Raw genomic sequence first — 25,251 nt, 5'->3', positions numbered from 1 at the left:
ATGGGTAAGGGAATGGAACAGATCAATAATTTTGCAAAGGCAACCCTCGGAAAGGTGCCAGAAATTGTCGGTCTTCTTGGCAATATTAATGAGGACTTGGCAATGGAGCAGTTCAGAGAGAATCAATCACTGTATCTTGGAAGAAAGAGCCTAGATCCGAAAATGCTCTCTCTGATAGCAATAGCTGTTTCTGCTGCAAATGGGCAAAGTAACTCTGTGAATATACACTTCAGTCTTTCCAAGAAATTTGGTACTGAGCCATTTGAGATACTGGATGCGTTGAAAGCTGCAAAAATGGCCCTGATGTCATCAACGATGTCCACATTTAAATCTTCAGTTCCTATATTAGAGGAAATCGGGCATGTGAACACAAAAAGCGAAGAAGCGACTAAAATAGTCAATAAGATAAAAGCTGAAACCGGCATGGAAAAGCTGCCAGAGAACCTCATTGCGCTGTCGAAGTTCTCTTTTGATCTGTTCACAGAGCATCTCAAGGAAAAATCAGAACTTCTTTCGCCATTTATGCTTGGTAGTAAATCGGTATATCTGATTTCGTATGCTGTCAGCGTATCCATCCAGTCTGAAGAGTGCTCTCGAACATACCTGAAGCAATTTCTTATGGCTGGAGGGTCAATTGCAGAAGTTGAGGACGCTCTTGCCGTCTCACGTTTCATAACAGGGAACAGGGCATTTATTACTTCAATTGAGATGCTCAGGGCACTGGCGACAAAGCCATTGGAACAATGACTATAATTTCCGCGAGAAAAACTATGGACGTTGATTACAATGAAAAAGAATACGTTGAAAACAGTGGGGTCCGAATGGTTTGGGATTCCCATATCTACGCTGGCACTTGCACAGGTTTATTTACTGATCTTTAACAGGGAAAATAACCCAATTTACAGAGATGCGGGTGAAGTACTTTCTTTTACTGGTCTTTTAATTTTCGCTATAATATTTGTGCTGTGGGTAATCAGAGGTTTCTCATCACAGGCCAAAGAGGGGTCTCACTGGGATAACCTCACCAGGCTCAGCTTCATCGCGCTGATTCCAATTGTGGGCTTTGTGGGCAATGCGCAGATGATTTCGCTTTTCGGCATAAACGCGTTTTCTGCCGCACTTTCTCTGTTTGATTTCTACCTGTTCTACGCGCTTTCCCTGGTTCTCGGAGTACTGTTGGGATATAGACTTTACACAAAGGAAATTGCGCCGAGGGAGATAAGTTATGCAATCGTAATACCTCCGCTGGCAATCGGTACCAGTGTGTTTCTTGCACCTTACGTTGTGAATTATTATGGTGGAGTTCAAAGCCAAGCAATTTCGTTCCTGGTTATAATGGGGCTTGGAATTTTCTTCTTCCTCTATATCTTCATCGGATCTCTTGCAATGTCAGGTCATGTCTCCACAAAGATGCATGAGTCTCTTCCAACCACGATGCTACCTGTTGGAATTGCAAGTCTTATTGTACTGAACCTGTTCACGATTTCCGGTTTCAGCGCCATTGGTAGCCTCAGCATCAGCATTCATGAAGTGGGCCTGTTGGCAATAATGCTTTGGGGATTCGAAGTTTGGAATTTCCTTGTTGTACTAATAATTATGTTTGCAAGGCCATCAAGGGGCAATCTCGGCGTATGGGCGTACGGTTTCCCACTTGGACTTTTTGCAACATCCACTCTCAGAATCATGACTGTTATTAATTTTCCTTGGATGTTCTGGATATTCATTGTCATTGCTGCAATGTTAAATATCCTCTGGGTCTATGGCTGGGTCAATACAGTAATATTTATCAGGGTACAGAGGACAAAGTCGATTAAAGTGGTACAAGGGGGGCATGCCCAATAAGGATTTGGGGATCTAATTAGTATCTTCTGGCTTTCTAAAGATTTCAGACCACCCTCAACAGGTAGCCTCAATTAGAAACCGGGATGCTTTAGTGGGTCTGGGTTTTTCTGGCAGCAATTGCATTGCTGACTGGAAGGGCTCTCTTATCTTTAACCAAAGAGGTTCTTATAAGAAGGAAACCGATAAGTGCTAAAAGTGTTAAAAATGAGTGGTAATAATATGAAGAAAGAGGAAACAATTGAAGAATCTAAGGTTTTCATTAGGATGCGAAATCTAATCTTTCTTCTTCTTGGGTTATTAATCGCCCAATTCTGGCTAGGAATGACAATAAACCTAGAGGTAAACATTCCAGTGAAAACCCTTGGGGCAATTCAATCGATAATATATTTTGCAAGTCACTATGCGTTCATCTTCGCACACGTTGCCGTTGGGTTTACTATACTACTTCTTTCACTAGTTTTTATTATCCTTAGCATAAGCTCTCATGCTCTATCTTTACAGATATGCGCCGTTGTTATTCTGGCAGGGGTCATAGGCGCAATAACTAACGGTGTGTTATTCTTGATGTCTGGTCAATTTTTTGGATGGTCGGTAGGCATGGCAATGAGTGCAGTAAGCGTCCTGATAGTTGCGGCAATTAGCCTATATTTCCTTGGAAAGATTATGGGAAAGGCGGAAAGAATGATTGTTAAAGAATGATGGGACTCCTGCATGGATCCTGCCAAACAAGGTAACTAAGAATTTAAAGCGCGATTTTGCAAATGGAGGGTATTTAATCAATGTTGTCCTTCTGGTGATCCTTTATCAGACATTAAAAATAAAATGATTGCCTTTTTTATGACGTTTTAAAATGCTTCTGGATAAAACTGGCCTAATCCAGCGAGTCAATAGCTACCATATTGACGACAATAAGAAAAGTATCTTGAAGAGAACCTGCAATATTTACTCTAAAACTTGCCACACCATAAAGTTTCGGAGAAACCCTCCGACCATTTCTTTTTTTTGGGTGAAAATGACTGGGGTTTTCCTGCAGACATTTTAGTACACCATGATTTGAGATATAATTCCAAAATTCAATCTTGATTATTGTACTGTGATGTCAATTAGACAAAATTCCTTGACGATCATAACGATGCGGCATGCTTAATGGACCGGTCGGGATTTGCTTATTGTTTTGAGCGAATACCATAATAGCGCTTCAATTATATCCAAAAAACAGGTCTCATTGATTGCCCATCGAATCTTTCCTATTCGTAGTGGCGCAGTGGATGCAAAATCTTCAGGTGTACGAAGCCCCTTCGATGGACTGTTTACACCTCATCAGTGCGAAAACGTGATTGTTGTTATTTTCTGTAATTTTTAATAAAATTCTCTGAAGTCAAAACCTCAACGTCGTCATGGTCTTTTAATTCGCTCTGCATCGAAATCAGATCCTTATCATAGGTAATGATGAAGTCAGCATTGATGCTTCTGCATATCGCTATAAGGTACCAGTCATTTCCAATCCTGTTAAGCATTTTCTGGTCATGTTCCAAGTTTTTCATAGGGATGTAGCTAAGCCAACCGTCAATATTATCCATGAATTGCCGAAAGTAAACAGGATCAATTTTACTTAGCTTCGGGTCACTCTTAACTATCCTTCCGATTTCTCCCATCAAGGCATCACAGGTGTACGATGCAACCCTACCCTCTCTGATCAGGTCTATTACCATTTTGCTTGCAGTTCCGGCTTTTCTGCCAAGAATTGCACGGAAAAATACATTAGAATCAGTTACGACTTTCATTTACAGGATGCCTAATTCTGTTAAATGCATTATCCAAATCATCAGTTGTAATATTGTTTTCGAGTGCAAAGGCGTCGAAGTAGCTATAAAGATTCTCGAGGATAGCAGCAGACTTTACAGTATATTTCTTATATTTTCCATACACGTAGTCTAAGAGATCCTCCGAAGTCAATCTGTTATACCTTTCTTTGATCCTTGAAAGTGCCATCTTGTGAGCCTGATCCTGACTGTTCCAGAGATTCTGAGCATCTCTGAAGCCATCTGGAGTAAGGGTAAAACCATCCGCATCATTTGCACGGCCAGACGCCACCAGTTCAATAACATCGCTGTCCAATTCACGGGAAAAGGGCCCATAATAGTGTGGTACGAATTTATAGCCACCCACCTTGTAGAAAATTGTCTCCTTCAGGAGAAGGAACATTTCTTTCTGTATGTGAGTTTTTGATGGTATACTCTCATTATCCCGCATAGTGGACCCTCTGGCGTAAATAAGCAATTTGAGCAGGTCCAAATTCTGCATAGGTGTCATTATCACCAACGTTTATAATAACTTCTTCACCTTTTCGCACGTCCGAAGAGGTGGCAGGATGTGTTCTTCCTCAAAGCTATAAATATATTCTAACATTATTAAAATAAATAAAAATGGATCTATTAAATTTTGAGTGGGTATGTAAGAGAATGTGGCCGTTCTCACCTATGAAAGAGACGGGGGCATTTTGCAAGGCTCAGGGCGTGGAAAAGCCATGGCTCATCAGGTACAGCATAAGCAATGCCGTAGCGGAAGGAATAAACAAGAAGATCAGGACAGCATTCAAGCGACAGCATGGATTGGAGGATGGGTGGATGGAAAATTCTATGCTGGCTTCGACCTCGTTGACTTCTATGTTTCGGTTCACTACAAACTCACTGTAGGTTAGGTTGCAGAGACTGATACAACGATAAATGTCAATATTCCTGAAAACATGTGGGTCGCGGTAACAAGCAAAAAATAGCCGAATTGGTAATGCTTTCCTATGCTTGTGTGTCAGAAATTACGCACATAGAAGAGTACATGGTGGTGATTATGTGGGGAGGATCTTTATTCTAGCCATTGGAAGCATGAACCTAATTGCTTAACATAGATCCACACCATTCCCTGGAATTCAACACCACTTTCAGATTCTTGGATAGATGCCTTCCAAAAGGAGGCTGATAGTTGATGCTGGGAGTGGGACGGGAATCTATACCATAGCGCTTGCAAAGCGTGGATGTGATGTGATTCTCTTGGACTACTCAAAGGAGAATCTGAAAGCTAACAGAGAAGAGATAGAAAAAGCTGAGTAAGCGGAAAGATCAAACGAGTGGTTGAAGGCGCGATAACTGATCTCTCGGAAATTGCCGCAAACACCTTTGACGCGGTGTTTTGTCTGGGTGGGCCATTGTTTTTAGTATGTGGGAAGAAAAACTGGCAAAAAGCCATGGTGGAATTACCCAGGGTCGCTAAAGACGTGGCCACCATTTTCATCTCAGTAATGGACAGGTATGGTAGAATTGCGCTACTTCTAAACAAATCGCCGGATGATATTGGAACTAACAACTTCATCAATCTTGCAGCCAGAGGAGAAGATAGAACTTGGGTAACCTGTTATTATTGTCATTATTTTTCTCCAGCGGAGCTAAAAGAGGAATTCATCTCATCCACTGGTGCAAGAGTGATGGCAATGGCGGGACTTGAAGGACTCGAAACTCCGTCTGAAAGGGGGATCAACGATCTCAACAAAAACAAGAAGGCGTGGGACAACTGGATGAGAATGCACCATGCATTCTGTACCGAGCCGGAAATTGTAAGGGCTAGCGTGCACATCCTTATGTTGGAAAAAAAGAATGAGTCGCACCTTCACTTATCGGGTACCTTAAATCATCCTGTGAATGCATAAGCCTGCTAATAATCTTTATCAGAGAAGGAGTGATGGACCGGTCGGGATTTGAACCCGAGGCCTCCTGCTTGCAAAGCAGGCGATCTACCGCTGATCTACCGGCCCTTTTTCGGTTATAACTCCAGACCGTATAAAATAATTCGTAATAATTTATCTGGTCAATTCTATGATTGTTCTATATCCAATAACATATTTAATATAGATTACAATTGAGGGTTATGGCTGTTTCCAATACCACATTTGACCTGACAATAATTCTTGTTGCAATATTATTCTTCTTCATAGGGGCGTGGCTAGGCAGGCTTTTTGTTCGATACCCATTTGGTCATGGCCCATATACAGGGAAGGAGTCCATGGTTGGAGAATTGGCTGTTGTTAAGACTGTGAAAAATGACGAATACGAGATATCTTACGATTCCCAGATATGGAGTGCGATACCTTCTGAAGCAGATACTTTCTCTGTTGATGAAAAAGTCAAAATAATAGGTAATAAAGGGCTCAAACTCATTATTTCAAAATATGATAAATAGTGAGGGGGGGATAGACTTCCTATGGAACTATTTTTGGCCTTGATATGATGCCCCTGTGATCTGCATCCCGTATTTTTACTTGGCATTCATTTCCTGCTTTAGAATATTTTTTGTTAACAAACCCAAGTCCTATACCTCTATCAAGCACCGGCGAGAGTGTTCCACTGGTTATCTTTCCAATTTGTTTCTCACCAAATGTCACAATACATTCAGCTCTTGGAATTGACCTGTCTTCAAGAACAAATCCCCTGAAAATTTCCATATCTGAGACTTTCCTTTTCATAAGTTTTTCTTTTCCTAAAAAGTTATGATCTTCATCAACAATAAATGAAATAGAACACTCAAATGGATCACGATTCATTGAAAAATCAGTGCCAGATAAGAGCATGCCCTTTTCCATCCTAAGTGTGTCTCTGGAACCAAGACCACATGGAAGACCGTTGTATTCCTTTATTTTCTTTATGAGGTACTGCCATATGTGAACAATATCCTCATTGCTACCAATAATCTCAACCCCTCTTTCTCCAGTATACCCAGTTCCAGATATTATTAGATCATTTTTTCCAGTTATTTTGTTCATATGATTGGATTTTTCATAGGAGAATTTAAACTGTTCTGGAAAATGATAATTCGTTCCTTCTATGATCTCTTCAGCCTTTGGACCTTGGACTGCTATGCATCCTATATCGTAAGATACGTTATTCAGTTTGATGTCAAATCCTTTGCTGTTTTTCACAGCCCAATTATATATGAGATCTATTGTACTCGCATTTGGAACAAAGAAGAATTTGTTCTCAGTCATTCTGTTTACTATTGTATCATCGATTATGATCCCATCTTCATTCAGAAACGCTGTGTAAAGGGATTCGCCATTATTCAGTTTTGATACTCTCGTTGGAAAAATATAGTCAACGAATTTTGCAGCGTCTTTTCCTTCAATTACAATATCTCCCATGTGTGAAACATCGAATATACCTACGTTTTTCCTGACAGCCATGTGTTCTTCAAGAATTCTGGTATACTGCAGCGGCATTTCCCATCCATGGAAGTCTACCATCTTTGCACCAAGTTTTGTATGTTCTTCATACAGACATGTTCTTCTCATCTTACCACCTTCTAAAGTTCCACTGGAACTCCACCTCTCTCCGCCATGGAGACGAAGTAATCATGGATCCTCAGATCCTCAGTGAGTTCCGGATGAAATGTCAGTCCAAGGATATTTTCCCCGCGAACCATAATGGGCCTTCCTCCATACACTGCCATTATGTCACTATTCCCTGCCCTTTCAATTATGGGAGCCCTTATGAACACAGCGGGAAATTTGCCAATTCCCTTTATGTCAACAACTTCAATAAATGAATCTATCTGCCTGCCATAAGCATTCCTCATGATTTCAACATCGATGATACCCATCCCTTTTACGCGATCATCATTTGTTTCTCTTGATATTATTATGAGGCCGGCACAGGTGCCCATCACCGCCATTCCCTTTTTTGCAAGGCGAACAATTTTATCATATATGTCATACATCTTGATGAGCTTGAAAATTGTGGTGCTCTCCCCTCCTGGAATTATTAACCCGGAAAGGCCGTCCAGATCACCTGACTTCCGTATCTGAACGATGGAACCCTCCCTGGAGGAAAAGACCCTTTCAAGAGCGTTCACGTGTTCCTGAACATCCCCCTGGAAACCAAGCACACCAATTTTCACCTGTCAGTATCTGAAGCTCGTATTATTCGTTTTCTCACATGTCTGGAGAAAACAACTATATTCCCGCCGACTCTAAGGGAACGTGGATCAGGAATACGATTATACAGTCTCTGTGGACAATCTCGTTAAAAATTACGGATCGGGACCAAACGCCGTTGACGACATCTCCTTTCATGTGAAGAAGGGCGAAGTCTACGGATTCCTTGGAAAAAACGGTGCAGGAAAGACCAGCACAATAAGAGTTCTGACGACCCTTGTCCCACCGACATCGGGTTCTGTCAAGGTTCTGGGTATGGATGTCGTGCACAGGGCGACCCAGATAAGGAAGCGCATAGGCGTTGTTGCACAGCACGAATCCTATGATTTTGCCTCTGTTGAGAGGAATATGAAAATTTACGGGATGCTCTGGCAGGTACCATCAGAAACGCTGTCTGCAAGGATGGAAGAGTTAATCGAACTATTCGACCTGGCAAGGATCAGGAAACACAGAGCGTTTGAAATATCTGGTGGTGAGAAGAAGAAACTGCAGGTGGCTAGGGAATTCCTGCACGATATGGACCTCTTGTTTCTCGACGAGCCGACCGTGGGTATGGATCCCATAGTGAGACGCCGAATTCTAGACTATGTTGCAAAAAGGGCAAGAGACGGGCTCGCGGTATTCTTCACCACACACATTCTAGAGGAGGCGGATTATCTCTGTGACAGGATAGCCATCATAGACAAAGGAAAGATTCTTGCAGAAGGCACCTCCCAATATCTTAAGGAGAATTTTGGCCAACTTAAGACGCTGGAAGTAGAAGTATCAAACCATTCAGAGATCACCAAGGAGGATCTCCTTTCAGGTGTGGACGATCTTTCAGGATCACGCGAATTCAGGTTGGACGGATCAAAAATCACGGCGGTGGGTAAGAACATGGACCGTGTTCTTGAAAACCTGATACTCTATCTGAACCGCAAGGGCCTGAGGGCAGACAGGATCAGCCTGAGGGAATCCACCCTTGACGACGTGTTTCTGGAAGTGGTCAGCAAATGATCAGGATGCCTGCGTTTGTGAGGCTGACCATAAGAAACCTTTTCGTAAACACAGATCCGGGCACGCTCGTTTTCTTACTCGGGCTGCCAGCTCTGTACTTGCTGGTGATGGGAAATATGTTTGAATCACTCATCCATGCCATTCCAGTGGGAACATTAGAGATATCATACCCAGTTTTTGTTGCTCCCGGCATCATTGCCATTCAGACCTTTACTGCCGGAAACATCGGGGGTGGAATGCTATGGGCAGACAGGCGCTGGGGTATGTTTGAACAGCTCATGACCGGACCGTTCAGGAGATCTGATTATCTGCTCGGCATAGTATTTCTTGGAGTGATTCTCTCACTTGCGGGGAGCCTCATTATGGTTGCTCTGTCATACTTCACCACGGGGAATCTCATGATCACTGCGGCCAACAGTTGGATAGTCATCCTCACCATCACGCTAGCCACCATACTTTTCTCATCCATTTTCCTGATACTATCCATTCTTGTCAGAACGATGCAGGCATATCAGACCATCACAATATTCCTTTTCTTTATACTCGATTTTGCCAGTACTGCGTTCTATAGCGTGACCAGCCTGACACCAGAACCCTTGAGGATCCTGTCCGATGCAAACCCTCTCAGCTATGTTTCAAACATCCTGCGAGACGCCACAGTGTTTGGCATTACCTCGAGCACAATGTTCGATCTCGAGCTGGTTCTGGCTCTCACTGTCATTTTCTTTGCCATATCCATGCCCCTATACGGCAGAATAAAACCAGGAACATGAGGCAGATACGAAAAATTATATTTCCTTATATTATTGATACACGGGTGTTGGAAGATTACGGGTAATGCTGAGCGCTCCATTCTGAGTGTTAATGGTGATGAAATATCCCTGATAGTTGGAGAAAAAACCGTTTCTCATATGGTCGACGAGGTCGACAGATACAGCCATGTTGTGCTGATGGTCAGCAAAACTGTGGAAGAATTGTTCTCCGATACCATTCCTAAACTGAAGTCAATTCGCGGGGAGCTGACAAAGATAACCCTGAATGATGGGGAGGCGCTGAAGAGTATCAGAAACTACCAGAAGATCATGAGAGTCCTCATAGAAAGGGGGATACCCAGGGATTCCTTGCTTGTATACATTGGCGGGGGAACCGTCGGTGACATAGCTGGTTTTGTGGCATCTACATACAAGAGGGGAATTGACCTCATGGCGATTCCGACCACGCTTCTGTCTCAGGCTGACAGCTGTCTCGGTGGAAAGAACGGGATCAATTTCTCCGGAGTGAAGAATGCCATAGGAACATTCTACAATCCTAAGGAGATCATAGTGGATGTGGAATTTGTAAGGGCCTCACCACCGGATACCATAAGAGACGGCCTTGGAGAAATTGTCAAACACGCGATCATCGGAGACCACACCATGCTCAATCTTCTGGAAAATGCTGACGATCTTGAGAGTTTGCAGAAGAGCGAGCAGCTGCAGAGACTGATATCTCTCTCTCTAAAACTGAAAGCTGACAGGGTCTCGAGGGATTTCAGAGAAACCCATGGTGAAAGAAGGGACTTGAATTTTGGGCATACCATCGCCCACGCTATTGAATCCGTATCCAAGAATTCGATCCATCACGGAATTGCAGTCGCGACCGGTATGCTTGTGGAACTTTACATGGGAGAGACGATGGGACTGACAGACAGGGCAGTAAGATCCTCCCTTACCGCGCTGATGAATAAGTATTCCATACCCAGAATACAGCTGCGATCGCTTGGCCTGGATAGCCTTGTATCGTTCATCAGGAACGATAAGAAAGCGACAGACGGCAGAATAGCCATGAGAATACCATCCGACTTTGGCGTGATGACGGACGTATCCATCGATCAGGAAGCCATAAGGAGCCACATCCGGTCCTATATGGACAGCAATGAGTCTATCGCGAGAACATCCATATGAAGCTTTGCGGTGTCATAGGGTCCCCAATCACCCATTCAAAAAGTTCCGCTATTTTTAACCGCATCTTCTCTGAACACAATATAGACGCTTTCTACGCATCCCTTGATATAAAGAGCAGGGAGCTGGGGATCTTCGTTAAGGCTTCCAGGGAACACTTCTGCGGATACAATGTGACTGCCCCGCACAAGATTCCCATTTTGCAGCATCTGGATTCTATGGACCCTAAGGCGCGGGAAATAGGATCAGTGAATCTGGTCAGGATTACAGACGGAGAAGCCGTCGGTTATAATACAGACCTTGCTGGGTTTTCTTTTGCGGTGAGGGATCTGGATTTCAACGGAAAACGCATCCTCGTGGCTGGCACTGGTGGTATATTCAGGACGGTGGGGTTTCACATCCTCAACACATCCAGGCCGGAAGCCTTTCATGTAGCCTCCAGGGAACCAGGAAACGCGAGAAAGGAACTTGCCGGAACCCCAGTCACAGGGGCTAGTAAAATCATATCCATGACTGAGGCGTCACTTCACCAGTACGACGTCCTAATCAACTGCACTCCCATAGGTACTTTTCCGCAGGTTTCTGCGAGTCCCTTCACCGATCGTACCATAGACAGTGCGAAGATAGGCATAGACGTGGTTTATAATCCGGCAGTGACAAAATTCCTCTCCCGGATGGCCGCCAACGGTTCCCGGATCGTTACTGGTGAAGATCTTTTTGTGTACCAAGCCTTTGAAACAATGAAGATCCTTTTCGGAAACGAAGTGAACCTGGATGATGTCAGGAAAATCCTCAGAGAGGTAATGAGTTACGAGTGAAGTGGAAGTAAGATGCCACGGCGGTATATCAGTTATATCCGCTTTTTCTCAGGAAGTGGGTTCATCTGCTGCGATTGGCCTGGATCTCAGTGTGAGATTTTCACTGTCTCTTTCGCCGGACGGGATATCAAGAGAAGCGAGGAAGACGCTTGATTTTATTAGCGCAAAATATCCCGGCTCCCAGACGCCGTCACTCACTATTGAGAGCAATATCCCGCAATCACAGGGGTTGAAGAGCAGTAGCGCTTTCACTCTGGCTATAGTAGCTGGTTTCCTGTCCATAAACAACATCAAGATTTCGGAAACTGAACTCCTTCAATTATCGGCTCAGGCGTCCCTAGTAAATGGCACTTCTCTGACAGGGGCATACGACGATCTCTGCTCTTCATACTATGGGGGGGCATGCCTCACCAACAACAGGACAATGAAGATCCTGAAAAGGATCAGGGCACCGGCCGGGTATCTTGCAATTGCGTATAACCCCGAGAAATACAGGGAAACCAGGTCTATTGATACAGGAGAGATGAAAAGGGCAGAAGAGTCCTGGAAGCCTCTTAAAAAACTTGTTTCCGGCGGCTATATTCTTGAAGCCGCAACTCTGAACGGCATGTTCGTGGGTGAATACACAGGTCTGAACGGCGATATCATTTCATATTTCAGGAACATGGGTGCGAGGTTTGTCTCACAGAGTGGCAAAGGACCAGCTATTTTCGCTGTGTTTCAGGATAGAAAAAGAAAGGATGACGCTATCAGCCAATTTCCTCCATCGACAGGTTTCAAGTGCGTGGAAACGACTTTCACTGACGAGGGAATGAGAGTCGAAAAACTATGACTGGAATGAGCTTTTTCCATGGAGAGATAAGGGGATCGCTTACAGTCCCATCGTCCAAGAGCTATTCTCAGAGGATGATCCTCCTGGCAATGGTTGGGCGTGAACAGGTGATCCTGGATCATATATCGTTCTGCGATGATGAAAATGCTGCGATTAACCTCGCGAGGTCTTGCGGCTCAACTGTCACCCTGAAGGGTAGTACGGTCATTATCGATCCGGACTTTCAATGTCCTGTGAAGGTGAATGTTGGAGAATCGGCAACACTGTACCGGCTATCAATAGGTGTCCTGGCTGCCATGGGCTGCAGGACGGAATTCACGGGGTCTACTGGACTGGCAATGAGACCAATAGATCCCCTGATAAGAGGTCTTTCGGAATGTGGGGTGCGCTTCACCATTAAGCAGGACGGTTTCACAGTGATGGACGCCACCGGGAGACACCCGGCCAAAGTGCTGATGGATCAGTCTGTTAGCTCACAGTTTGTCAGCTCCATGATCCTCTTCAATTCTTTGACGGAAAGTGACCAGTATCTGGAGACCCGGAATGCCGTTTCGATTTCATATGTGAAAATCACGGTGGACGCGCTGAAGCAGTTTGGATATGAGGTATTATCGAGCTGCGAAGGATATCAATATATCGGGAGACGATCGCCGGCGAGGAAGTTCTGGATCGAAGGAGATTACTCATCAGCGCTCTTTCCTGTGGTTCTTGGATCTCTTTCATCTGATGCTGGAATCAAAATACTTGGGCTGAAATCAGACAGCCTGCAGGCAGACAGGAAAACACTCGATCTTCTTGTTGCCCATTCCGCGGGGGGAATAAAAACAATATCTGGCGAGAAATTCGAAGTGATAGCCGCCACCTCAGAGTACGATGCCATCAGCATAGATGCTTCTGAAGTACCTGATAGCTGCCCTCCTGCAGGCGTGATTGGTATATTCTCTTCCAATGGTATTTCCATCCTGAATCCTGATCGCCTGAGGACAAAGGAATCGGACAGACTATCTGGAATTGCAAAGATGGGAGAGCTCTTTGGCGCCAGCGTAACGTCACTCTCCGGATCATTGTCAATAGCTAGAGGGAGCCTGAAAACACCACAGGAATATACAGGTTCTGATCACCGGATGTTAATGAGTGCAATCATTGCGGCTGTCGCCGCAAATGGTCGTACCCTTTTTCATGACCTTGGTGTCATCAACAAGAGCTATCCCGGGTTTATCAGAGATTTGCGAGAAGTGGGGATAGAGGGCGCTACTGACGGGCAGGTCAAAAAAGCTTTATAGAAACCGTTAATCATTGCCTGTGTTATTATTTGAAGACTTTAAATCAAAGCTTCACAAGTCACTTACTTCCCTGTTACCAGGCATGAATGAAAAAGACCTCCTGCTGGATAATAGTGGACATGGGGATTTCACGCTCAGGCTTTTCAGGATCGTAAAGGACAGGAAGACCACGCCAGAGGAAATATACGGTACGTTGAAAGAGGCCCTTCAGCGAGAGTATTACATAGAAAGCATTGATCTTTCCGGACAGTATATCAACTTCATGGTGCGTACGGAAAGCATGTTCTTAGCCATACAAGAGAGTATTGAAAGAACCGGTCAATATCCAGACACATTCCAGGACCCGGAGAGAATACTTGTTGAACATACCAGCGCAAACCCTACAGGGCCCCTTCACGTTGGAAGGGTGAGAAACCCCATAATAGGTGACTCACTTGCAAGGCTCCTCAAGCGGTACGGTTACAGGGTTTCAACCCAATATTACATTAACGATTCTGGAAAGCAGGTGATCACACTCTATGATGCTTACCTGAGAAATGGAAACAAAATAGCGACGCCAGAATCATTGTTGAAAGGATACCAGGATATCTACAGGGACATGGAGAAAGACACAGAAATCGCGAAAGAAGTGAACAAGCTGGTGTCTGAATATGAAAGTGGAAACAGATCCATTATAATGAAGATAAGGGAAATTGCCTCGATAATGCTTCATAACATCAGGGAATCTCTGCTCAAGCTGGATATTAACATTGAGGACTATATCTGGGAGTCAGATTTCCTTCTGGGAGGAGACGTCGAACGCGTAATGGAGGATCTCTCAGAAAACCTCAAGGACGAGGATGGAGCAAAGTACATCACCATGGAAGACGGAACCAAGGTTTTCCTGAAGAGAAAAGATGGGACTTCTCTCTATTTTGCGCGGGATGTCGCATACCACATGTTCAAGGCTCTGAATTTTGATCGCTTCATCGACGTTTTGGGTGAAGATCACAAAAACCACGGCGAGCACTTGACATATGTGCTGAAAAACCTCATGGGCTTGAAGCAGCAGATAGATTTCGTCTATTATGGGTTCATTTCTCTTGACACCGGAAAAATGTCCACTAGGAAAGGAAATGTAGTATCAGCCTGGGATCTCATTGCACGTACTGAGGAAGAAGCTCTCTCCATTGTAAGGGAAAAGCGAACGGACCTTCCGGAGGAAAAATTGAGAACCATTGCCGAGAGCGTGGCAAGGTCTTCAATCAGGTTCAATATCATCAGGGTAAATCCCTCGAAGGCCATGGTCTTCAGATGGAGTGAGGCTCTGAATTTTGAAGGAGATTCTGCCCCGTACATAATGTATTCGCATACCAGGGCTTCCAGCATACTTGCGAAGACAAACAAGGTCGATGTTTCAGATCTGCATTTCAGCAACGATGCGGAAAAGACACTTGTTCACAGGCTGTATCTCTATCCTTACGTTCTGGAGGAGGCAGCAAAGACTCTCCGGCCGGATACGCTTTCAAACTATCTTCTCGGTCTTGTAAAGGCGTTCAATGATTTCTACACGCAGTGCCCGGTACTAAACTCTCCCACGGAGGACAGGAACCGTAGAATATCTCTTGTAAAGGGGTTTCGAACAATTCTAGATGACGCATGCAAAATAATAGGAATATCTAACGTTGATGAAATGTAAATATATATCAAAACCCTCAAACAAAAAAAAAGAATGTTGGTAGTGTACTAATTTTATTTCTTCTTCTCTGGGGGTTGAGGCGGCTTTTTCTGATCTTCTCTCTTCTTTATCGCCGTGGTTCTGCTTCCCCTTGAGGATATCCTGTAATACACGAACCCTACTACTACGATGACAGCAATAACTCCGACTATTATAAGCGGCGTAGTGTATGGAGAAGTGGCTATGGATGCGGACACTGTCATCTCTCCGAGGGAGGTCATGAAGCTGGGCTCTCCGTTTGCATGGCCAGCCGCAACAATCTGGAATGAACCAGAGGAACTCGGAGTCCAGGACAGACTTTCATTGGCGGAAGATCCTGGGGTCAGGTTCAGGTATGTGAACGTTTTGCTTGCCACCTGAGATCCACCCACGGTTACTACAATGGTGACGTTATTAGCCGTCACTGTACCTGTGTTCGTGAAGTTCACGTATATGGTGTGTGAGATGCCCTGCTGAAGGCCGGATAATTGATATATGTTGTTTACCGTGATGTACGGGGAGTCGATAACCATTGAGTAGGTCTGATTTGACACTCCGGATATCTGTGACGGATTCTTGACTGACAGGACTATGCGAACACTGCTGACGTTGTTAAACTGAACGTTCCAGGTCATTGAATGGCTGTTGCCATAAAGGCTTGTATAAGTTGTGGATGACGGGGAAAGTACAGTGCCACTGGCACTCTCTATTTTCCACGTATAGTTGAGGCTCTGGCTGGGATGGTTGGAGAAGTATGTGGAATTGTAGTATGGATCATAGGAAGACGCCGCAGAAAGAGTGATATTCTGTCCTGCTATTGGGCTGTTCACAACCTGCCCCTTAGGGTTTTTTATTGTTACAACAGGTACCGGTGGAGTCGTATCGTTAACTGTCACTACGAACACTATGGAAGCATTCCCAGAAACAGAGGATACGTTAAGGTAAATGTACTGGTATCCCTGAGTGAGGTTGGGCTTCTGGAACACATAGCTTGTATTGGCAGAAAGGCTTACAGACGTCGGGAATGACCAGTTGAAGCTGAGTGGGACCTGATATGTTCTGCCTCCCGCGGTTAAATTGAGATGTGAGTAATAGGAAGAGTAGTCTGTGGTCTGTGTCTGGTTCACAAATATTTTGACTGGCGACGATGATGCCGTATTATTTTCAATGGTCTTTCCCTGTGAGGTTATATTGTAAACCACAGTGGGTTTGCCAGAGGATCCGTAGACATAGAACATCGTGCTTCCATGTGCCCCAGAGCCACTTGTCCAGTTAAGGTAGATGGTGTTATTTCCATTGGCAAATTTAGTTATTATGTTGGAACTTGTATTGGTTGTTTTGCCTGTGGCATTAACAACCGCCCAATTGAAAATTGCATTCTGGTAATCATCGCGCCCGGTGACTGGGTTATAGAAAGCGTTGGAAACGTTCATGGTCACAGGGGAATTGATAGGGGAAGCAAATACAGTATTGCCTTGTGATGAGTTCAATATATTGTTTACAATTTTTCCAGCTATCTGAAACTGTATCAGGGAGTTTGTAACCGTTGCATTTTTTACGGGCTGCAGAGTCAGGGTGACTAAGCCACTGGAGGACTGCGCCGGAATGATAATTGGGCTATTGGAGAGCCTGACATTGCTGGAGGAAGATGAATTGAGGGCGATGCCCGTATTGTTATATGTGATGTTATACTGGTAACCTAGCTTTCCATATTGATACTGGGAACCGATGGCGTAAACATTGATGTTGAATGCGCCGTTATAAATCGAGGTCTTTATCGAGCTAATGTTTTTGTACTGTGCCGTTAGCTCAGCTGTGAAACCATTGGTCGGGGGGCTTCCCGCGTTAAAGGTCTGGACAGCTTTAGACAAGGTTAGTGGAGACGAAATGTAATAATATACCCCATTCACAAGGAAGGTGTTTGCAGTATAATTGACAATTGTGGAGTTAACGTATCTGTCAATGTTGCTTGAGCTGGCCTTATCAAGCAGAAGCTGCCAGTACAGAGAACCGACACTGGCGTTTGCAAACTGGGGAATCGTAGTATCATTTGTTATGCTGTATTTTACAGTAAGGTTAAGATACTGCAGGTTGTGGCTCAGGTTGTAATTGTAAGTTACGGTGCTGTTGGAAGGTTGGAGTATGACATCGAGGACTTTACCTGAAGTAAGCATTGATCCGCTATAGCTGCTGACATTGTAGCCAGGTGAACTTACCAGCAGTGTATATCCAGACCAGCTTGGTTCGTAAACGGAGAAGGTACTTCCTGGGAATGTGGACACGGTGTAATTGTGGTATGCCCCGTTAATTACAGTTACATCAACCGGTGAAAGAGTTGCACCATTTGTGGTGGAAACAAAACCGGAAACCGGAGATCCCGATCGAAGATCGAGCTTGACACTGGGGCCAACATTGAATTCCTGAAACGCGTACGTAGCTCCATTATAGCCTAACACGGCATAATATTGCGACGGAAGATAGACAAAAGTGTAATTATTTGTCTCGGTAACGGAGACGCTCTTGAAAGCGAACCCCTGAACACTCCTGAACGAAATGGAAGCGCTCCCGGAGGCAATATTGCTCACGGAGACATTCACCTTATACGTTGGAGAAACATATAGGGTGTCTGTAAATGCTTTTCCGTTGGTGCTGGAATCAAGCGCAACTGGGTAGTAAGATTGGTTTAACACTACCGGAGCTCCATAGAAACCTGGGAGGTACTGTGCCGGAACCACCACCGAATAATTCCCATAATACAGGGAGCTGAACGTTACTGTTGGTCCATACTGTGTTGATAGCACGTGCCCATCTGGGGTCTCAAGCATTACAACAGTGCTTGAGTTCGCGGGCGCGGAGTTTCCACCGCCGACAAACAATATCCTGAAACTGAGAGAACCTGTCTGTGGACTGGTTGCACCGGCCGAACCCATGGCCAGGAAAGCACTTCCAATCATTGCAATTGCTACGAATACAGCTAGTACCTGAATCTTTTTCACTCTAATCTTCCTCTTGCGGTAAGGGCTAAGGAAATTTTTTCTTATAAAAGTTTGTGTCAGACAGGAAATTCATTCCTGCAGAATCACCGCTATACCAGTTTTTTATTTGTTAATGAGACTGGTCAGGATATTACCGGAAATATATGTTAGCTTAAAAGTGGAAGCTGAACAGGTTATGAGTGAGTAACGTCCGATATCCTGACTAATTTCTTCTCAAACTGGCTTGCTCTCGTAACTATTTCATAACTTGATATTCTTACATGGGGGAACTGCAGGAATAACCGCGACTGCTCAGACAGATACCTTTCAAGGCGCTTGTATGGGTTCATGAATACCATATTAATTATGTCATCAGGAGAGATTCTGTTGACGCTTTTCTGGATCCGATAGAGAAAATCCATCTCAGCGTAGATATCAGGTGCAGTTATCATGGCATTATCTGTTCCAAGCATCATTTCAATGCCGCTGTCTGTCATAAGTGAATAATCTGGGCGCATTCCATAAAAATAATTGGACCGAGGTGTTATGGCCAAGGGAATTTTCCTATCGGCCAGACTTTCAAGATCTTCTATTGATGCATTGATGCCATGAACAACAAAATCTGGTTGTAAGGATATGACATAGTCCATGTTTTCCCTCTCGACTTCGCTCACATGGATGGCAAATATTTTGCCGTTGTCCTTGGCAATTTTTGAGGCTTGGTTTATGAGGGAATGGTCAAGATCCTTCTCGGAACTTATGCCAATACCATCTGAAATCCTGATTGAAGAGATCAACTCTTCACTGCTTGAACCTCTGGAAAGGATTATTGGCATTACGGAATCTGTGAGTGCGCTTCTCATTGCCATCACACCGCTTGCCCCCGATTCCCTGAAATCTATGATCACCGGGGAACAGATCCTTTTCAGGTAGTCAATGGTACGGCGCATACCTGCAGCAATTGTACCAGAACTGGCTCTTCCAAGTTCGTTTTCCTTGAACCCACCGGGTCCGACTATGGAAGCAAGTGTTCCTGTCGGTTCGCGAGTTATAAATGAATCTCCAATGTGGGTGTGTGCATTCACTGGGGCAGGAAGAATGGTGTTATGTTCGGCAGATTCTCCCTCCTCAAATACCAGCCTGCCCCCGTCAGCTATAATCGTTCCATTCCGGAATTCCCCTTCCCAGAATATGTTTCCAGAGATAGTTTTAGCATTCCTGACAGTCATCCCTTCACCACACCGACCGGAACATGCCTCGACACTCTTTCTGCGAGGCCAGCTCCGACAACACCCGATACTACCTCATCTATGTTCTTGTAGCTTCCCGGGGCTTCCTCAATGAGTACCCTCCTGGAGGCTGACTTAACGATGACGCCGGCCGCGGACAGTTTTCCCTGCACATATGTATCGCTGAAATTCCTCAGGGATTTCTGTCTGCTCAATAGCCTACCTGCGCCATGGCAGGATGATCCGAAGCTTGCGTCGAGTGATTTCTTTGCTCCAACCATCACGTACGAGGCGCTTCCCATGTCCCCCGGTACAAGAACGGGGTGACCGGTTTTCATGAATCTGGCGCCAACGCCAGGAGCGCCAGCGGGAAAAGCTCTGGTGGCACCCTTCCGATGAACCATGAGAATCATCTTTTCTCCGTCTACTGTGTGTTTTTCGACCTTTGCTATATTATGCGCGAGCCCATATACAAGCTTCATTTGCAGATCATCCTCCGGTCTTCCGAGAACCTTCGCAAAGACCTCCCTGACCCTGCTAAGTATGATCTGGCGGTTTACGAAAGCGAAATTCGCTGCTCCCTTCATCGCCGAGAGATACTGTTGGCCAATTCTTGAGTTGATCTCTGCCGAAATGAGCTGCCTGTCATGTTGACATATCACCCGACCAGGAACACTTTCGTTCAGTCTCTTAAGGTAATCAGTGGCAACCTGATGGCCGAGGCCCCTTGACCCTGTATGCACCATAACAGTTATCTGGCCCTCGGACTCTATACCGAATGAGGATGCGACACTTCCGTCAAAGATTTCTTGTACTCTCTGAATTTCGAGGAAATGATTCCCTGCTCCTAGAGTTCCAATTTGTTTCATCCCTCTAGATCTTGCCTCGCTTGAAACGTCCGCAGGATCAGATCCTTCCATTGTTCCGTTTTCCTCGGTGGATTCAATATCTTCTGAAGTTGCATATCCCTTTTCCAGCGCCCACTTCAGCCCAGTTTGCAATATGTCATCCATTTCGCTTTTGCCTATCCTTATCCTGGAATTTGATCCCATGCCCGAAGGCACGGCCTGAAACACGGCATCAACAACTTCCTTCATTTTCAGAGAAATTTCTCCATATGATACGTTTATCTTCATCAGCGAGACACCGCAGTTGATATCATATCCCACGCCTCCAGGAGAAACGATGCCCGTCTCACTGTCGAACGCAGCGATCCCGCCAATGGGAAAACCGTAACCCAGATGAATGTCGGGCATTGCAATTGAAGCCTTGACGATGCCGGGAAGTGTAGCAACATTCATGACCTGCGCCAGTGAGGGATCATCCCTCATTGTGTCCATCATTTTTTCAGTTGAATAAATTATACCGGGTACCCTCATGCCTCTTTCCTTCTGCACAGGTATCTTGTAAGTGAATTCGTTTTCCTTGACCAGGTCGATCTGCATAACGCTGGACCATGGTTACGTTTCAAATAACCATTTGGTGTTTTCGGAAAACTTTTATTAAGTGAACCGGAATCAATTCTCCGATGGTGAAGACCATTAATCTGACCATTTTTGAAGAAAGGAAGAAGTTTGAGATAAAACTGCAGGCATCACTCAGATCAAATGCACTTAAGATTAAAGCCCAGTCAAAGCACCCTGAAAGGTTCGATGAATACATTTCCCAGCGGGATTCCAAAATAAGGGAGCTTGTTGGGACTGCTGGTGAAATTGAAATTTTTGACGGGGAAAAGAAGATTTATCCGTAGACAGTATTCACAGTACAAGTAAGCCCTTAAATGAACGGCAATGGAAGGACAAATGGTGAGGCAATATCTTAATATTCCATCTTAAACTGAAGGGACATGGTCGAGGAAGGCCAGTCAATTTTCAGGGAAATCAGAAGAGACATACAAAACCTGCGAAGACACATATCAATTATCGAGAATCTTCTTAAGGAACAACCTCAGGGCATCATAAAGATCTCACAGGAAACGGGCATACCAAGACATAAGATCCGGTACAGCCTCAGAATGCTTGAGCATGACAACATAATTCTCGCATCTAAGGAAGGAGCCATAATATCTCCTGAATTCGTGGGAAACAAAGAACGCGTTTTAGCCGAATCTGAAGAAGTTGTGGGGGAGATAAACAACCTGCACCAGACTCTGAAGAACATGCTGTCTAAAAAATAGGGCTGTCAGTGTTGTAAGATGCTTAGGAAGAAATCAATCGATCCACAGGAATATGCAATAAGAGAAGCAAGGATATCGGATGCAAAGGGGATAATTGAATGCATGCAGTCTGTAATGGATGAGCACACATTCTTGGTCAGTGAATATTATCTGCTCACTGAAAGGGGCGAGCAGGACAGGCTCAGGAACATTGAGGACCTTACGCTGGTTCTTGAGTATGGACCAGAGATCGTGGGCGTCCTGACTCTCCAAAGAGGCATGTTCAAGAAAAACCACCATACGGCCTCCCTGGGAATAGCCATAAAGAAAAACCACAGGTCAATGGGGCACGGTACAAGATTGATAAAAAGTGCAGTAGAATGGGCAAAGTCTAAGGGGATAGAGAAAATTTGGCTTGAGGTGTTCTCAACTAATACAAGGGCAATAGAGGTCTATAAAAAAATAGGCTTCATCGTCGAAGGAAACAAGGAGAAGCAGTTCATAATAGACGGGAATTATGTCGATGATGTCCTTATGAGCTACTGGATTGGTTAAAAGACTCACATTCATAAAGCTTTTAGACAGGTTCTATTTATGGTCGATGTGCATTTGTATAGAACGGCACTGGGCATAGCCGCACTGGCTATCGGTGTGTACGCAGTTCTCGCACGCTCTTTTATCGTTGGCGGAGTTGCCCTTATATTTGGTGCATTCATGTCAGCAACTGGTTTTACCACACCGTCCGGAAGACAGATCTCCGGGAAGATCAACAGTCTCATCTATAAGAGCCTGAGGGAAAGAGGTATAGACCGAATAAGGGAAGGGAAAATGCATGTGGACGAGAGGAGTTTCATAGAATCCCTAGACAGGATACGAGCTATACTCGGAAACCAGTCAGAAATGCCGGAACTAGGTTTTGACTCACTCTTCATTCACTGTCAGTCCGAGGCTGAAGCCGAAAGGAACCTCTCAATCATAAGATCTTCCGGCCTAACCGCCTCAGTAATACAGAACAAGAGAGACTGGCAGATAAAAGTAGAATATCTTAATTCACCCCAAACATAACCAGGCCAGGGTTTTGTAAAAGATTAAATCCAGTAACCCTTGAAAGGTCAGAGATAGCTGAGGATCTTCTCTTCGCCAGTTATTTTTTTTCTTCCCGCAAAACCCTCATCCGCATAGTGCCAGTATGTCACATCATCCTCTCCCTCTTTCCAGCAAAGGTAGGCTGGCATATCATTGATCAGCGCTGGAAAATCAACTAGGGTGAACGCCTGGTCTCTTACGATAATCTTCTTCCGTTTGATCCGGTCTAGTATGTCCTGCATATTCCGCGTGTAGGTGTCTGCTGAGTCAAGATCATAAGAGGACATGGCCTCCTCTCCCATGCGTAGAAGCTTCCTGATCTCGGTTATCTGGCCTCTAAGCCATTTCATAGTTTTTCTGGCACCTGTAAGATCGTAAAAGATTTCGGCAGCCATGCTTATTGATCAATCTGCGAATCTAACCCTGCATTTAAAACCGATCACACTTCTATCATGCCAGGAATTGATCTGACAGTTCTTTCGGGTAATCTAATCTCCAGGAAACTTACTGACCTCAGTAAAGTGTGTCCTCTCTCAGGTCCAACACCCTAAACTTTGCAGGTAAATATGAACAGTATTGGTTTCCGGAGATGCAAAATCTAAAACAGTGGCGTTAAGGGTATTATTTTACTTTTGGATTTCCAGTATAGCCATGATAATCATCAGGATCAACGATCTGGAAGTGGCTCTTGTACTTGCAGGCAAATACCCTTTACAGATTGAAACCCCTGCAACGTTGCACTGAGGTAAATTTAAGCCATATTGCAGTAATGTAATTACCGATCAGAAGTGCAATACTACTGTATAGTTCTGGTAAATTATGTAGATTGCAACTATTAGGACGATGACAGCAAACATTTGGGTCAATCTTCTCTTTGGAACCCTGCTCGCGAATCTTGCACCCATCCAACCTCCAACGACCCCTCCAGCGATGAAGAACCCGCTGATCAGAAGATCCAATTCACCACCGATCGAATAACGGATAGCCGTCACTATACCGAATGTTCCAACAGACATCAGAGAGGTTCCCACTGCCTGAATTATGTTAAGGCCGCCGCCAAACAGCAAACCAGGGACGATGAGGAACCCGCCGCCTATGCCAAAATATCCAGACGCAAAGCCTACCAGAAGTCCCACAAATACGAGCTTTGGATAGGAGATGGAATCCAATCTCTGTGCAGTGGACATTTCTACGCCTTTTCTGTTGAGCATGTATACTGAGATAGCTATCATCAAGAAACCAAAGAAGAAAAGAATATAAGTTCCAGGAGTTAAAAGCCCTAGTTCAGACCCTATGAGAACGCCTACTATTCCGGGTATGGTAAAAATGGTGCCGATGCTGTAGTTCACATTCTTCTTAAGAGTATGGGGAATCAAATTCAGATAGGCATTGATTCCAACAGCGAGTGCAGTGGTACCGATCGCCATATGAGGGTGATCAAAACCGACAAAATATATTAGAAGTGGAATTGCAAGTATTGATCCACCACCGCCTATTAAACCCAGAGTGAAACCAACCAAGAAACCAGAAATTATTGAGTATATAATCTGCAAATCAGTCAGCGGATACATTATTTCTGACCTGTTCCATGACAGAATATCTGACCTCAATACATATGTTTATGCTAGGCATTTCCCAGACGGTGTAAATCTGGAAACTTAAGGATTTATCCCTTAAAATCACGGGTCACTGTGCACAGGGCGATACATATATAAATCTTAACAGGGGGAAAATCTTTATCTTACCTTGGAAAACGAGGGAGTCCCAAATAAGGAAGAAATGGACAGGTTGTTGAGAAAGGCAACATCAAGATGGCAGGGCAGTTATGAGCCACATAGCTGGCTGCATCCTGGGCATCTTACACAAAAAATGCAATAATGAATTAGGTTGGACAGAATATCATCTCAAGAACAATCAGAGATGGATTAACGAGGCAAAAAGTCATCTTAAAAAATATCTGTAGTATGGGATACTGTGCTTGAACTAAAAACAGTGCTTGAGTGGCTATGCAAATAAACGAGTACAAGAAAGAGATTATAAAAGGTTACTCCACTAGTGTTGAACACGAATGGAATAGACTTACTAAAAGCACTGGGATAATGGAGTATACCACAACAGTACATTACATGAAAGAATATCTGCTAAACATGGCTTGATCGCGGACATAGGATGCGGGCTGGAAGATATTCTTTATGGTTTGCCAAGCAAGGCTATGACATAATGGCAGTGGATCAAGTAGAAGAGAACATAAGGTCTTTGGTAGCAAGATTCAAACGCGAAGGTTTATCTTCAGAGCTTAAAGGCGCATACGTAGGATTTGCGCCAGGACCTTAATATGATCAAAGACGCTCAGTATGATGCTGTTGTATGCTTAGACGGATCTATGTCGCATATTATGTCTAATGTTAAAAGACTGCTGCAG

At 44.4% G+C, this 25,251-nt stretch carries 27 protein-coding genes and 1 tRNA gene; 18 read left to right on the top strand and 10 right to left on the bottom strand.

Annotation, left to right across the window (positions count from 1 at the left end; translation table 11 throughout):
- Positions 1-12: 12 nt before the first annotated feature.
- The 3 genes from QW597_04365 to QW597_04355 all read left to right on the top strand — a co-directional run bounded on the left by QW597_04365 (position 13) and on the right by QW597_04355 (position 2,541).
- Complete coding sequence (locus QW597_04365; protein MEM0155819.1) at positions 13-747, top strand: carboxymuconolactone decarboxylase family protein; 735 nt, start codon at positions 13-15, stop codon at positions 745-747.
- Positions 748-786: 39 nt separating this feature from the next.
- Positions 787-1,842 carry a C4-dicarboxylate ABC transporter gene (locus QW597_04360; GenBank protein MEM0155818.1) on the top strand — a complete coding sequence of 352 codons (1,056 nt, stop codon included), beginning with the start codon at positions 787-789 and terminating at the stop codon, positions 1,840-1,842.
- A gap of 204 nt (positions 1,843-2,046) precedes the next feature.
- The gene (locus QW597_04355; protein MEM0155817.1) at positions 2,047-2,541 is read left to right on the top strand and encodes a hypothetical protein; all 495 of its coding nucleotides are present in this window, start codon (positions 2,047-2,049) and stop codon (positions 2,539-2,541) included.
- Between the two features lie 644 nt (positions 2,542-3,185).
- On the opposite strand, the gene QW597_04350 is transcribed toward QW597_04355, so the two are convergent.
- Entirely contained in the window at positions 3,186-3,626 is a 441-nt protein-coding gene (locus QW597_04350; GenBank protein MEM0155816.1) for a putative toxin-antitoxin system toxin component, PIN family, read from the bottom strand.
- Positions 3,610-4,146, bottom strand: coding sequence for a hypothetical protein (locus QW597_04345; protein ID MEM0155815.1), 537 nt, complete (start codon positions 4,144-4,146; stop codon positions 3,610-3,612). Before QW597_04345 ends, QW597_04350 begins: the two co-directional genes overlap by 17 nt.
- A 122-nt stretch (positions 4,147-4,268) precedes the next feature.
- Between QW597_04345 and QW597_04340 the strand changes: the two genes are divergently transcribed.
- The 3 genes from QW597_04340 to QW597_04330 all read left to right on the top strand — a co-directional run bounded on the left by QW597_04340 (position 4,269) and on the right by QW597_04330 (position 5,542).
- Positions 4,269-4,538, top strand: coding sequence for a hypothetical protein (locus QW597_04340; protein MEM0155814.1), 270 nt, complete (start codon positions 4,269-4,271; stop codon positions 4,536-4,538).
- Between the two features lie 258 nt (positions 4,539-4,796).
- The gene (locus QW597_04335) at positions 4,797-4,949 is read left to right on the top strand and encodes a class I SAM-dependent methyltransferase (protein ID MEM0155813.1); all 153 of its coding nucleotides are present in this window, start codon (positions 4,797-4,799) and stop codon (positions 4,947-4,949) included.
- Between the two features lie 17 nt (positions 4,950-4,966).
- A complete protein-coding gene (locus tag QW597_04330; protein MEM0155812.1) occupies positions 4,967-5,542 on the top strand; it encodes a hypothetical protein in 576 nt (191 codons plus the stop codon).
- A gap of 33 nt (positions 5,543-5,575) precedes the next feature.
- On the opposite strand, the gene QW597_04325 is transcribed toward QW597_04330, so the two are convergent.
- Positions 5,576-5,647, bottom strand: a tRNA-Ala gene (locus QW597_04325).
- A gap of 113 nt (positions 5,648-5,760) precedes the next feature.
- On the opposite strand from QW597_04325, the gene QW597_04320 reads away from it, so the two are divergent.
- A complete protein-coding gene (locus QW597_04320; GenBank protein MEM0155811.1) occupies positions 5,761-6,072 on the top strand; it encodes an NfeD family protein in 312 nt (103 codons plus the stop codon).
- 19 nt (positions 6,073-6,091) lie between these two features.
- On the opposite strand, the gene gcvT is transcribed toward QW597_04320, so the two are convergent.
- Entirely contained in the window at positions 6,092-7,177 is a 1,086-nt protein-coding gene (gcvT, locus tag QW597_04315; protein MEM0155810.1) for a glycine cleavage system aminomethyltransferase GcvT, read from the bottom strand.
- An 11-nt stretch (positions 7,178-7,188) separates the two neighbouring features.
- Positions 7,189-7,782, bottom strand: coding sequence for a pyridoxal 5'-phosphate synthase glutaminase subunit PdxT (pdxT, locus tag QW597_04310; GenBank protein MEM0155809.1), 594 nt, complete (start codon positions 7,780-7,782; stop codon positions 7,189-7,191).
- An 82-nt stretch (positions 7,783-7,864) separates the two neighbouring features.
- On the opposite strand from pdxT, the gene QW597_04305 reads away from it, so the two are divergent.
- From QW597_04305 to argS, 7 genes are read left to right on the top strand one after another with little or no spacing between them, the layout of a single operon-like run.
- A complete protein-coding gene (locus QW597_04305; GenBank protein MEM0155808.1) occupies positions 7,865-8,815 on the top strand; it encodes an ABC transporter ATP-binding protein in 951 nt (316 codons plus the stop codon).
- On the top strand, positions 8,812-9,588 hold the full coding sequence (locus tag QW597_04300; protein MEM0155807.1) for an ABC transporter permease: 777 nt from the start codon (positions 8,812-8,814) through the stop codon (positions 9,586-9,588). Before QW597_04305 ends, QW597_04300 begins: the two co-directional genes overlap by 4 nt.
- Before the next feature lie 33 nt (positions 9,589-9,621).
- Positions 9,622-10,758, top strand: a complete 1,137-nt coding sequence (gene aroB, locus QW597_04295; GenBank protein MEM0155806.1) for a 3-dehydroquinate synthase — start codon at positions 9,622-9,624, stop codon at positions 10,756-10,758.
- On the top strand, positions 10,755-11,573 hold the full coding sequence (locus tag QW597_04290) for a shikimate dehydrogenase (protein ID MEM0155805.1): 819 nt from the start codon (positions 10,755-10,757) through the stop codon (positions 11,571-11,573). The genes aroB and QW597_04290 overlap by 4 nt, the downstream gene beginning before the upstream one ends.
- Before the next feature lies 1 nt (position 11,574).
- Positions 11,575-12,405 carry a shikimate kinase gene (locus QW597_04285; protein ID MEM0155804.1) on the top strand — a complete coding sequence of 277 codons (831 nt, stop codon included), beginning with the start codon at positions 11,575-11,577 and terminating at the stop codon, positions 12,403-12,405.
- On the top strand, positions 12,402-13,688 hold the full coding sequence (locus QW597_04280; GenBank protein ID MEM0155803.1) for a hypothetical protein: 1,287 nt from the start codon (positions 12,402-12,404) through the stop codon (positions 13,686-13,688). The genes QW597_04285 and QW597_04280 overlap by 4 nt, the downstream gene beginning before the upstream one ends.
- Positions 13,689-13,707: 19 nt before the next feature.
- Positions 13,708-15,366 carry an arginine--tRNA ligase gene (gene argS, locus QW597_04275; protein ID MEM0155802.1) on the top strand — a complete coding sequence of 553 codons (1,659 nt, stop codon included), beginning with the start codon at positions 13,708-13,710 and terminating at the stop codon, positions 15,364-15,366.
- A 53-nt stretch (positions 15,367-15,419) separates the two neighbouring features.
- Here argS and QW597_04270 read toward each other — a convergent pair whose 3' ends face one another.
- The 3 genes from QW597_04270 to QW597_04260 form a co-directional block, all read right to left on the bottom strand.
- On the bottom strand, positions 15,420-18,380 hold the full coding sequence (locus QW597_04270; protein MEM0155801.1) for a CARDB domain-containing protein: 2,961 nt from the start codon (positions 18,378-18,380) through the stop codon (positions 15,420-15,422).
- A 173-nt stretch (positions 18,381-18,553) separates the two neighbouring features.
- A complete protein-coding gene (locus QW597_04265; GenBank protein MEM0155800.1) occupies positions 18,554-19,588 on the bottom strand; it encodes an amidohydrolase family protein in 1,035 nt (344 codons plus the stop codon).
- Positions 19,585-21,033, bottom strand: a complete 1,449-nt coding sequence (locus QW597_04260; GenBank protein ID MEM0155799.1) for an RtcB family protein — start codon at positions 21,031-21,033, stop codon at positions 19,585-19,587. Before QW597_04260 ends, QW597_04265 begins: the two co-directional genes overlap by 4 nt.
- A gap of 83 nt (positions 21,034-21,116) precedes the next feature.
- Between QW597_04260 and QW597_04255 the strand changes: the two genes are divergently transcribed.
- The 4 genes from QW597_04255 (at position 21,117) to QW597_04240 (ending at position 22,808) form a co-directional block, all read left to right on the top strand.
- Positions 21,117-21,338, top strand: a complete 222-nt coding sequence (locus tag QW597_04255) for a hypothetical protein (protein ID MEM0155798.1) — start codon at positions 21,117-21,119, stop codon at positions 21,336-21,338.
- Positions 21,339-21,434: 96 nt separating this feature from the next.
- Positions 21,435-21,764, top strand: coding sequence for a transcriptional regulator (locus QW597_04250; GenBank protein ID MEM0155797.1), 330 nt, complete (start codon positions 21,435-21,437; stop codon positions 21,762-21,764).
- An 18-nt stretch (positions 21,765-21,782) separates the two neighbouring features.
- Positions 21,783-22,298, top strand: a complete 516-nt coding sequence (locus QW597_04245) for a GNAT family N-acetyltransferase (protein ID MEM0155796.1) — start codon at positions 21,783-21,785, stop codon at positions 22,296-22,298.
- A 54-nt stretch (positions 22,299-22,352) separates the two neighbouring features.
- On the top strand, positions 22,353-22,808 hold the full coding sequence (locus QW597_04240) for a hypothetical protein (protein MEM0155795.1): 456 nt from the start codon (positions 22,353-22,355) through the stop codon (positions 22,806-22,808).
- A 47-nt stretch (positions 22,809-22,855) separates the two neighbouring features.
- On the opposite strand, the gene QW597_04235 is transcribed toward QW597_04240, so the two are convergent.
- On the bottom strand, positions 22,856-23,224 hold the full coding sequence (locus QW597_04235; protein ID MEM0155794.1) for a DUF2203 family protein: 369 nt from the start codon (positions 23,222-23,224) through the stop codon (positions 22,856-22,858).
- A gap of 387 nt (positions 23,225-23,611) precedes the next feature.
- On the bottom strand, positions 23,612-24,400 hold the full coding sequence (locus QW597_04230; protein ID MEM0155793.1) for a sulfite exporter TauE/SafE family protein: 789 nt from the start codon (positions 24,398-24,400) through the stop codon (positions 23,612-23,614).
- Positions 24,401-25,251: the final 851 nt, after the last annotated feature.

The sequence above is a fragment of the Thermoplasmataceae archaeon genome (assembly GCA_038729425.1).
Lineage (GTDB): Archaea > Thermoplasmatota > Thermoplasmata > Thermoplasmatales > Thermoplasmataceae > B-DKE.
This window is presented reverse-complemented; position numbering and strand designations above follow the sequence as displayed.

Excerpts from the sequence above, each read along its gene's own strand:
- QW597_04365 (MEM0155819.1), top strand. The coding sequence starts at position 13 with ATGGAACAGATCAATAATTTTGCAAAGGCAACCCTCGGAAAGGTGCCA.
- QW597_04360 (MEM0155818.1), top strand. The coding sequence starts at position 787 with ATGAAAAAGAATACGTTGAAAACAGTGGGGTCCGAATGGTTTGGGATT.
- QW597_04355 (MEM0155817.1), top strand. The coding sequence starts at position 2,047 with ATGAGTGGTAATAATATGAAGAAAGAGGAAACAATTGAAGAATCTAAG.
- QW597_04350 (MEM0155816.1), bottom strand. The coding sequence starts at position 3,626 with ATGAAAGTCGTAACTGATTCTAATGTATTTTTCCGTGCAATTCTTGGC.
- QW597_04345 (MEM0155815.1), bottom strand. The coding sequence starts at position 4,146 with ATGCAGAATTTGGACCTGCTCAAATTGCTTATTTACGCCAGAGGGTCC.
- QW597_04340 (MEM0155814.1), top strand. The coding sequence starts at position 4,269 with ATGGATCTATTAAATTTTGAGTGGGTATGTAAGAGAATGTGGCCGTTC.
- QW597_04335 (MEM0155813.1), top strand. The coding sequence starts at position 4,797 with ATGCCTTCCAAAAGGAGGCTGATAGTTGATGCTGGGAGTGGGACGGGA.
- QW597_04320 (MEM0155811.1), top strand. The coding sequence starts at position 5,761 with ATGGCTGTTTCCAATACCACATTTGACCTGACAATAATTCTTGTTGCA.
- gcvT (MEM0155810.1), bottom strand. The coding sequence starts at position 7,177 with ATGAGAAGAACATGTCTGTATGAAGAACATACAAAACTTGGTGCAAAG.
- QW597_04300 (MEM0155807.1), top strand. The coding sequence starts at position 8,812 with ATGATCAGGATGCCTGCGTTTGTGAGGCTGACCATAAGAAACCTTTTC.
- QW597_04290 (MEM0155805.1), top strand. The coding sequence starts at position 10,755 with ATGAAGCTTTGCGGTGTCATAGGGTCCCCAATCACCCATTCAAAAAGT.
- QW597_04280 (MEM0155803.1), top strand. The coding sequence starts at position 12,402 with ATGACTGGAATGAGCTTTTTCCATGGAGAGATAAGGGGATCGCTTACA.
- QW597_04265 (MEM0155800.1), bottom strand. The coding sequence starts at position 19,588 with ATGACTGTCAGGAATGCTAAAACTATCTCTGGAAACATATTCTGGGAA.
- QW597_04260 (MEM0155799.1), bottom strand. The coding sequence starts at position 21,033 with ATGCAGATCGACCTGGTCAAGGAAAACGAATTCACTTACAAGATACCT.
- QW597_04255 (MEM0155798.1), top strand. The coding sequence starts at position 21,117 with ATGGTGAAGACCATTAATCTGACCATTTTTGAAGAAAGGAAGAAGTTT.
- QW597_04250 (MEM0155797.1), top strand. The coding sequence starts at position 21,435 with ATGGTCGAGGAAGGCCAGTCAATTTTCAGGGAAATCAGAAGAGACATA.
- QW597_04245 (MEM0155796.1), top strand. The coding sequence starts at position 21,783 with ATGCTTAGGAAGAAATCAATCGATCCACAGGAATATGCAATAAGAGAA.
- QW597_04235 (MEM0155794.1), bottom strand. The coding sequence starts at position 23,224 with ATGGCTGCCGAAATCTTTTACGATCTTACAGGTGCCAGAAAAACTATG.
- QW597_04230 (MEM0155793.1), bottom strand. The coding sequence starts at position 24,400 with ATGTATCCGCTGACTGATTTGCAGATTATATACTCAATAATTTCTGGT.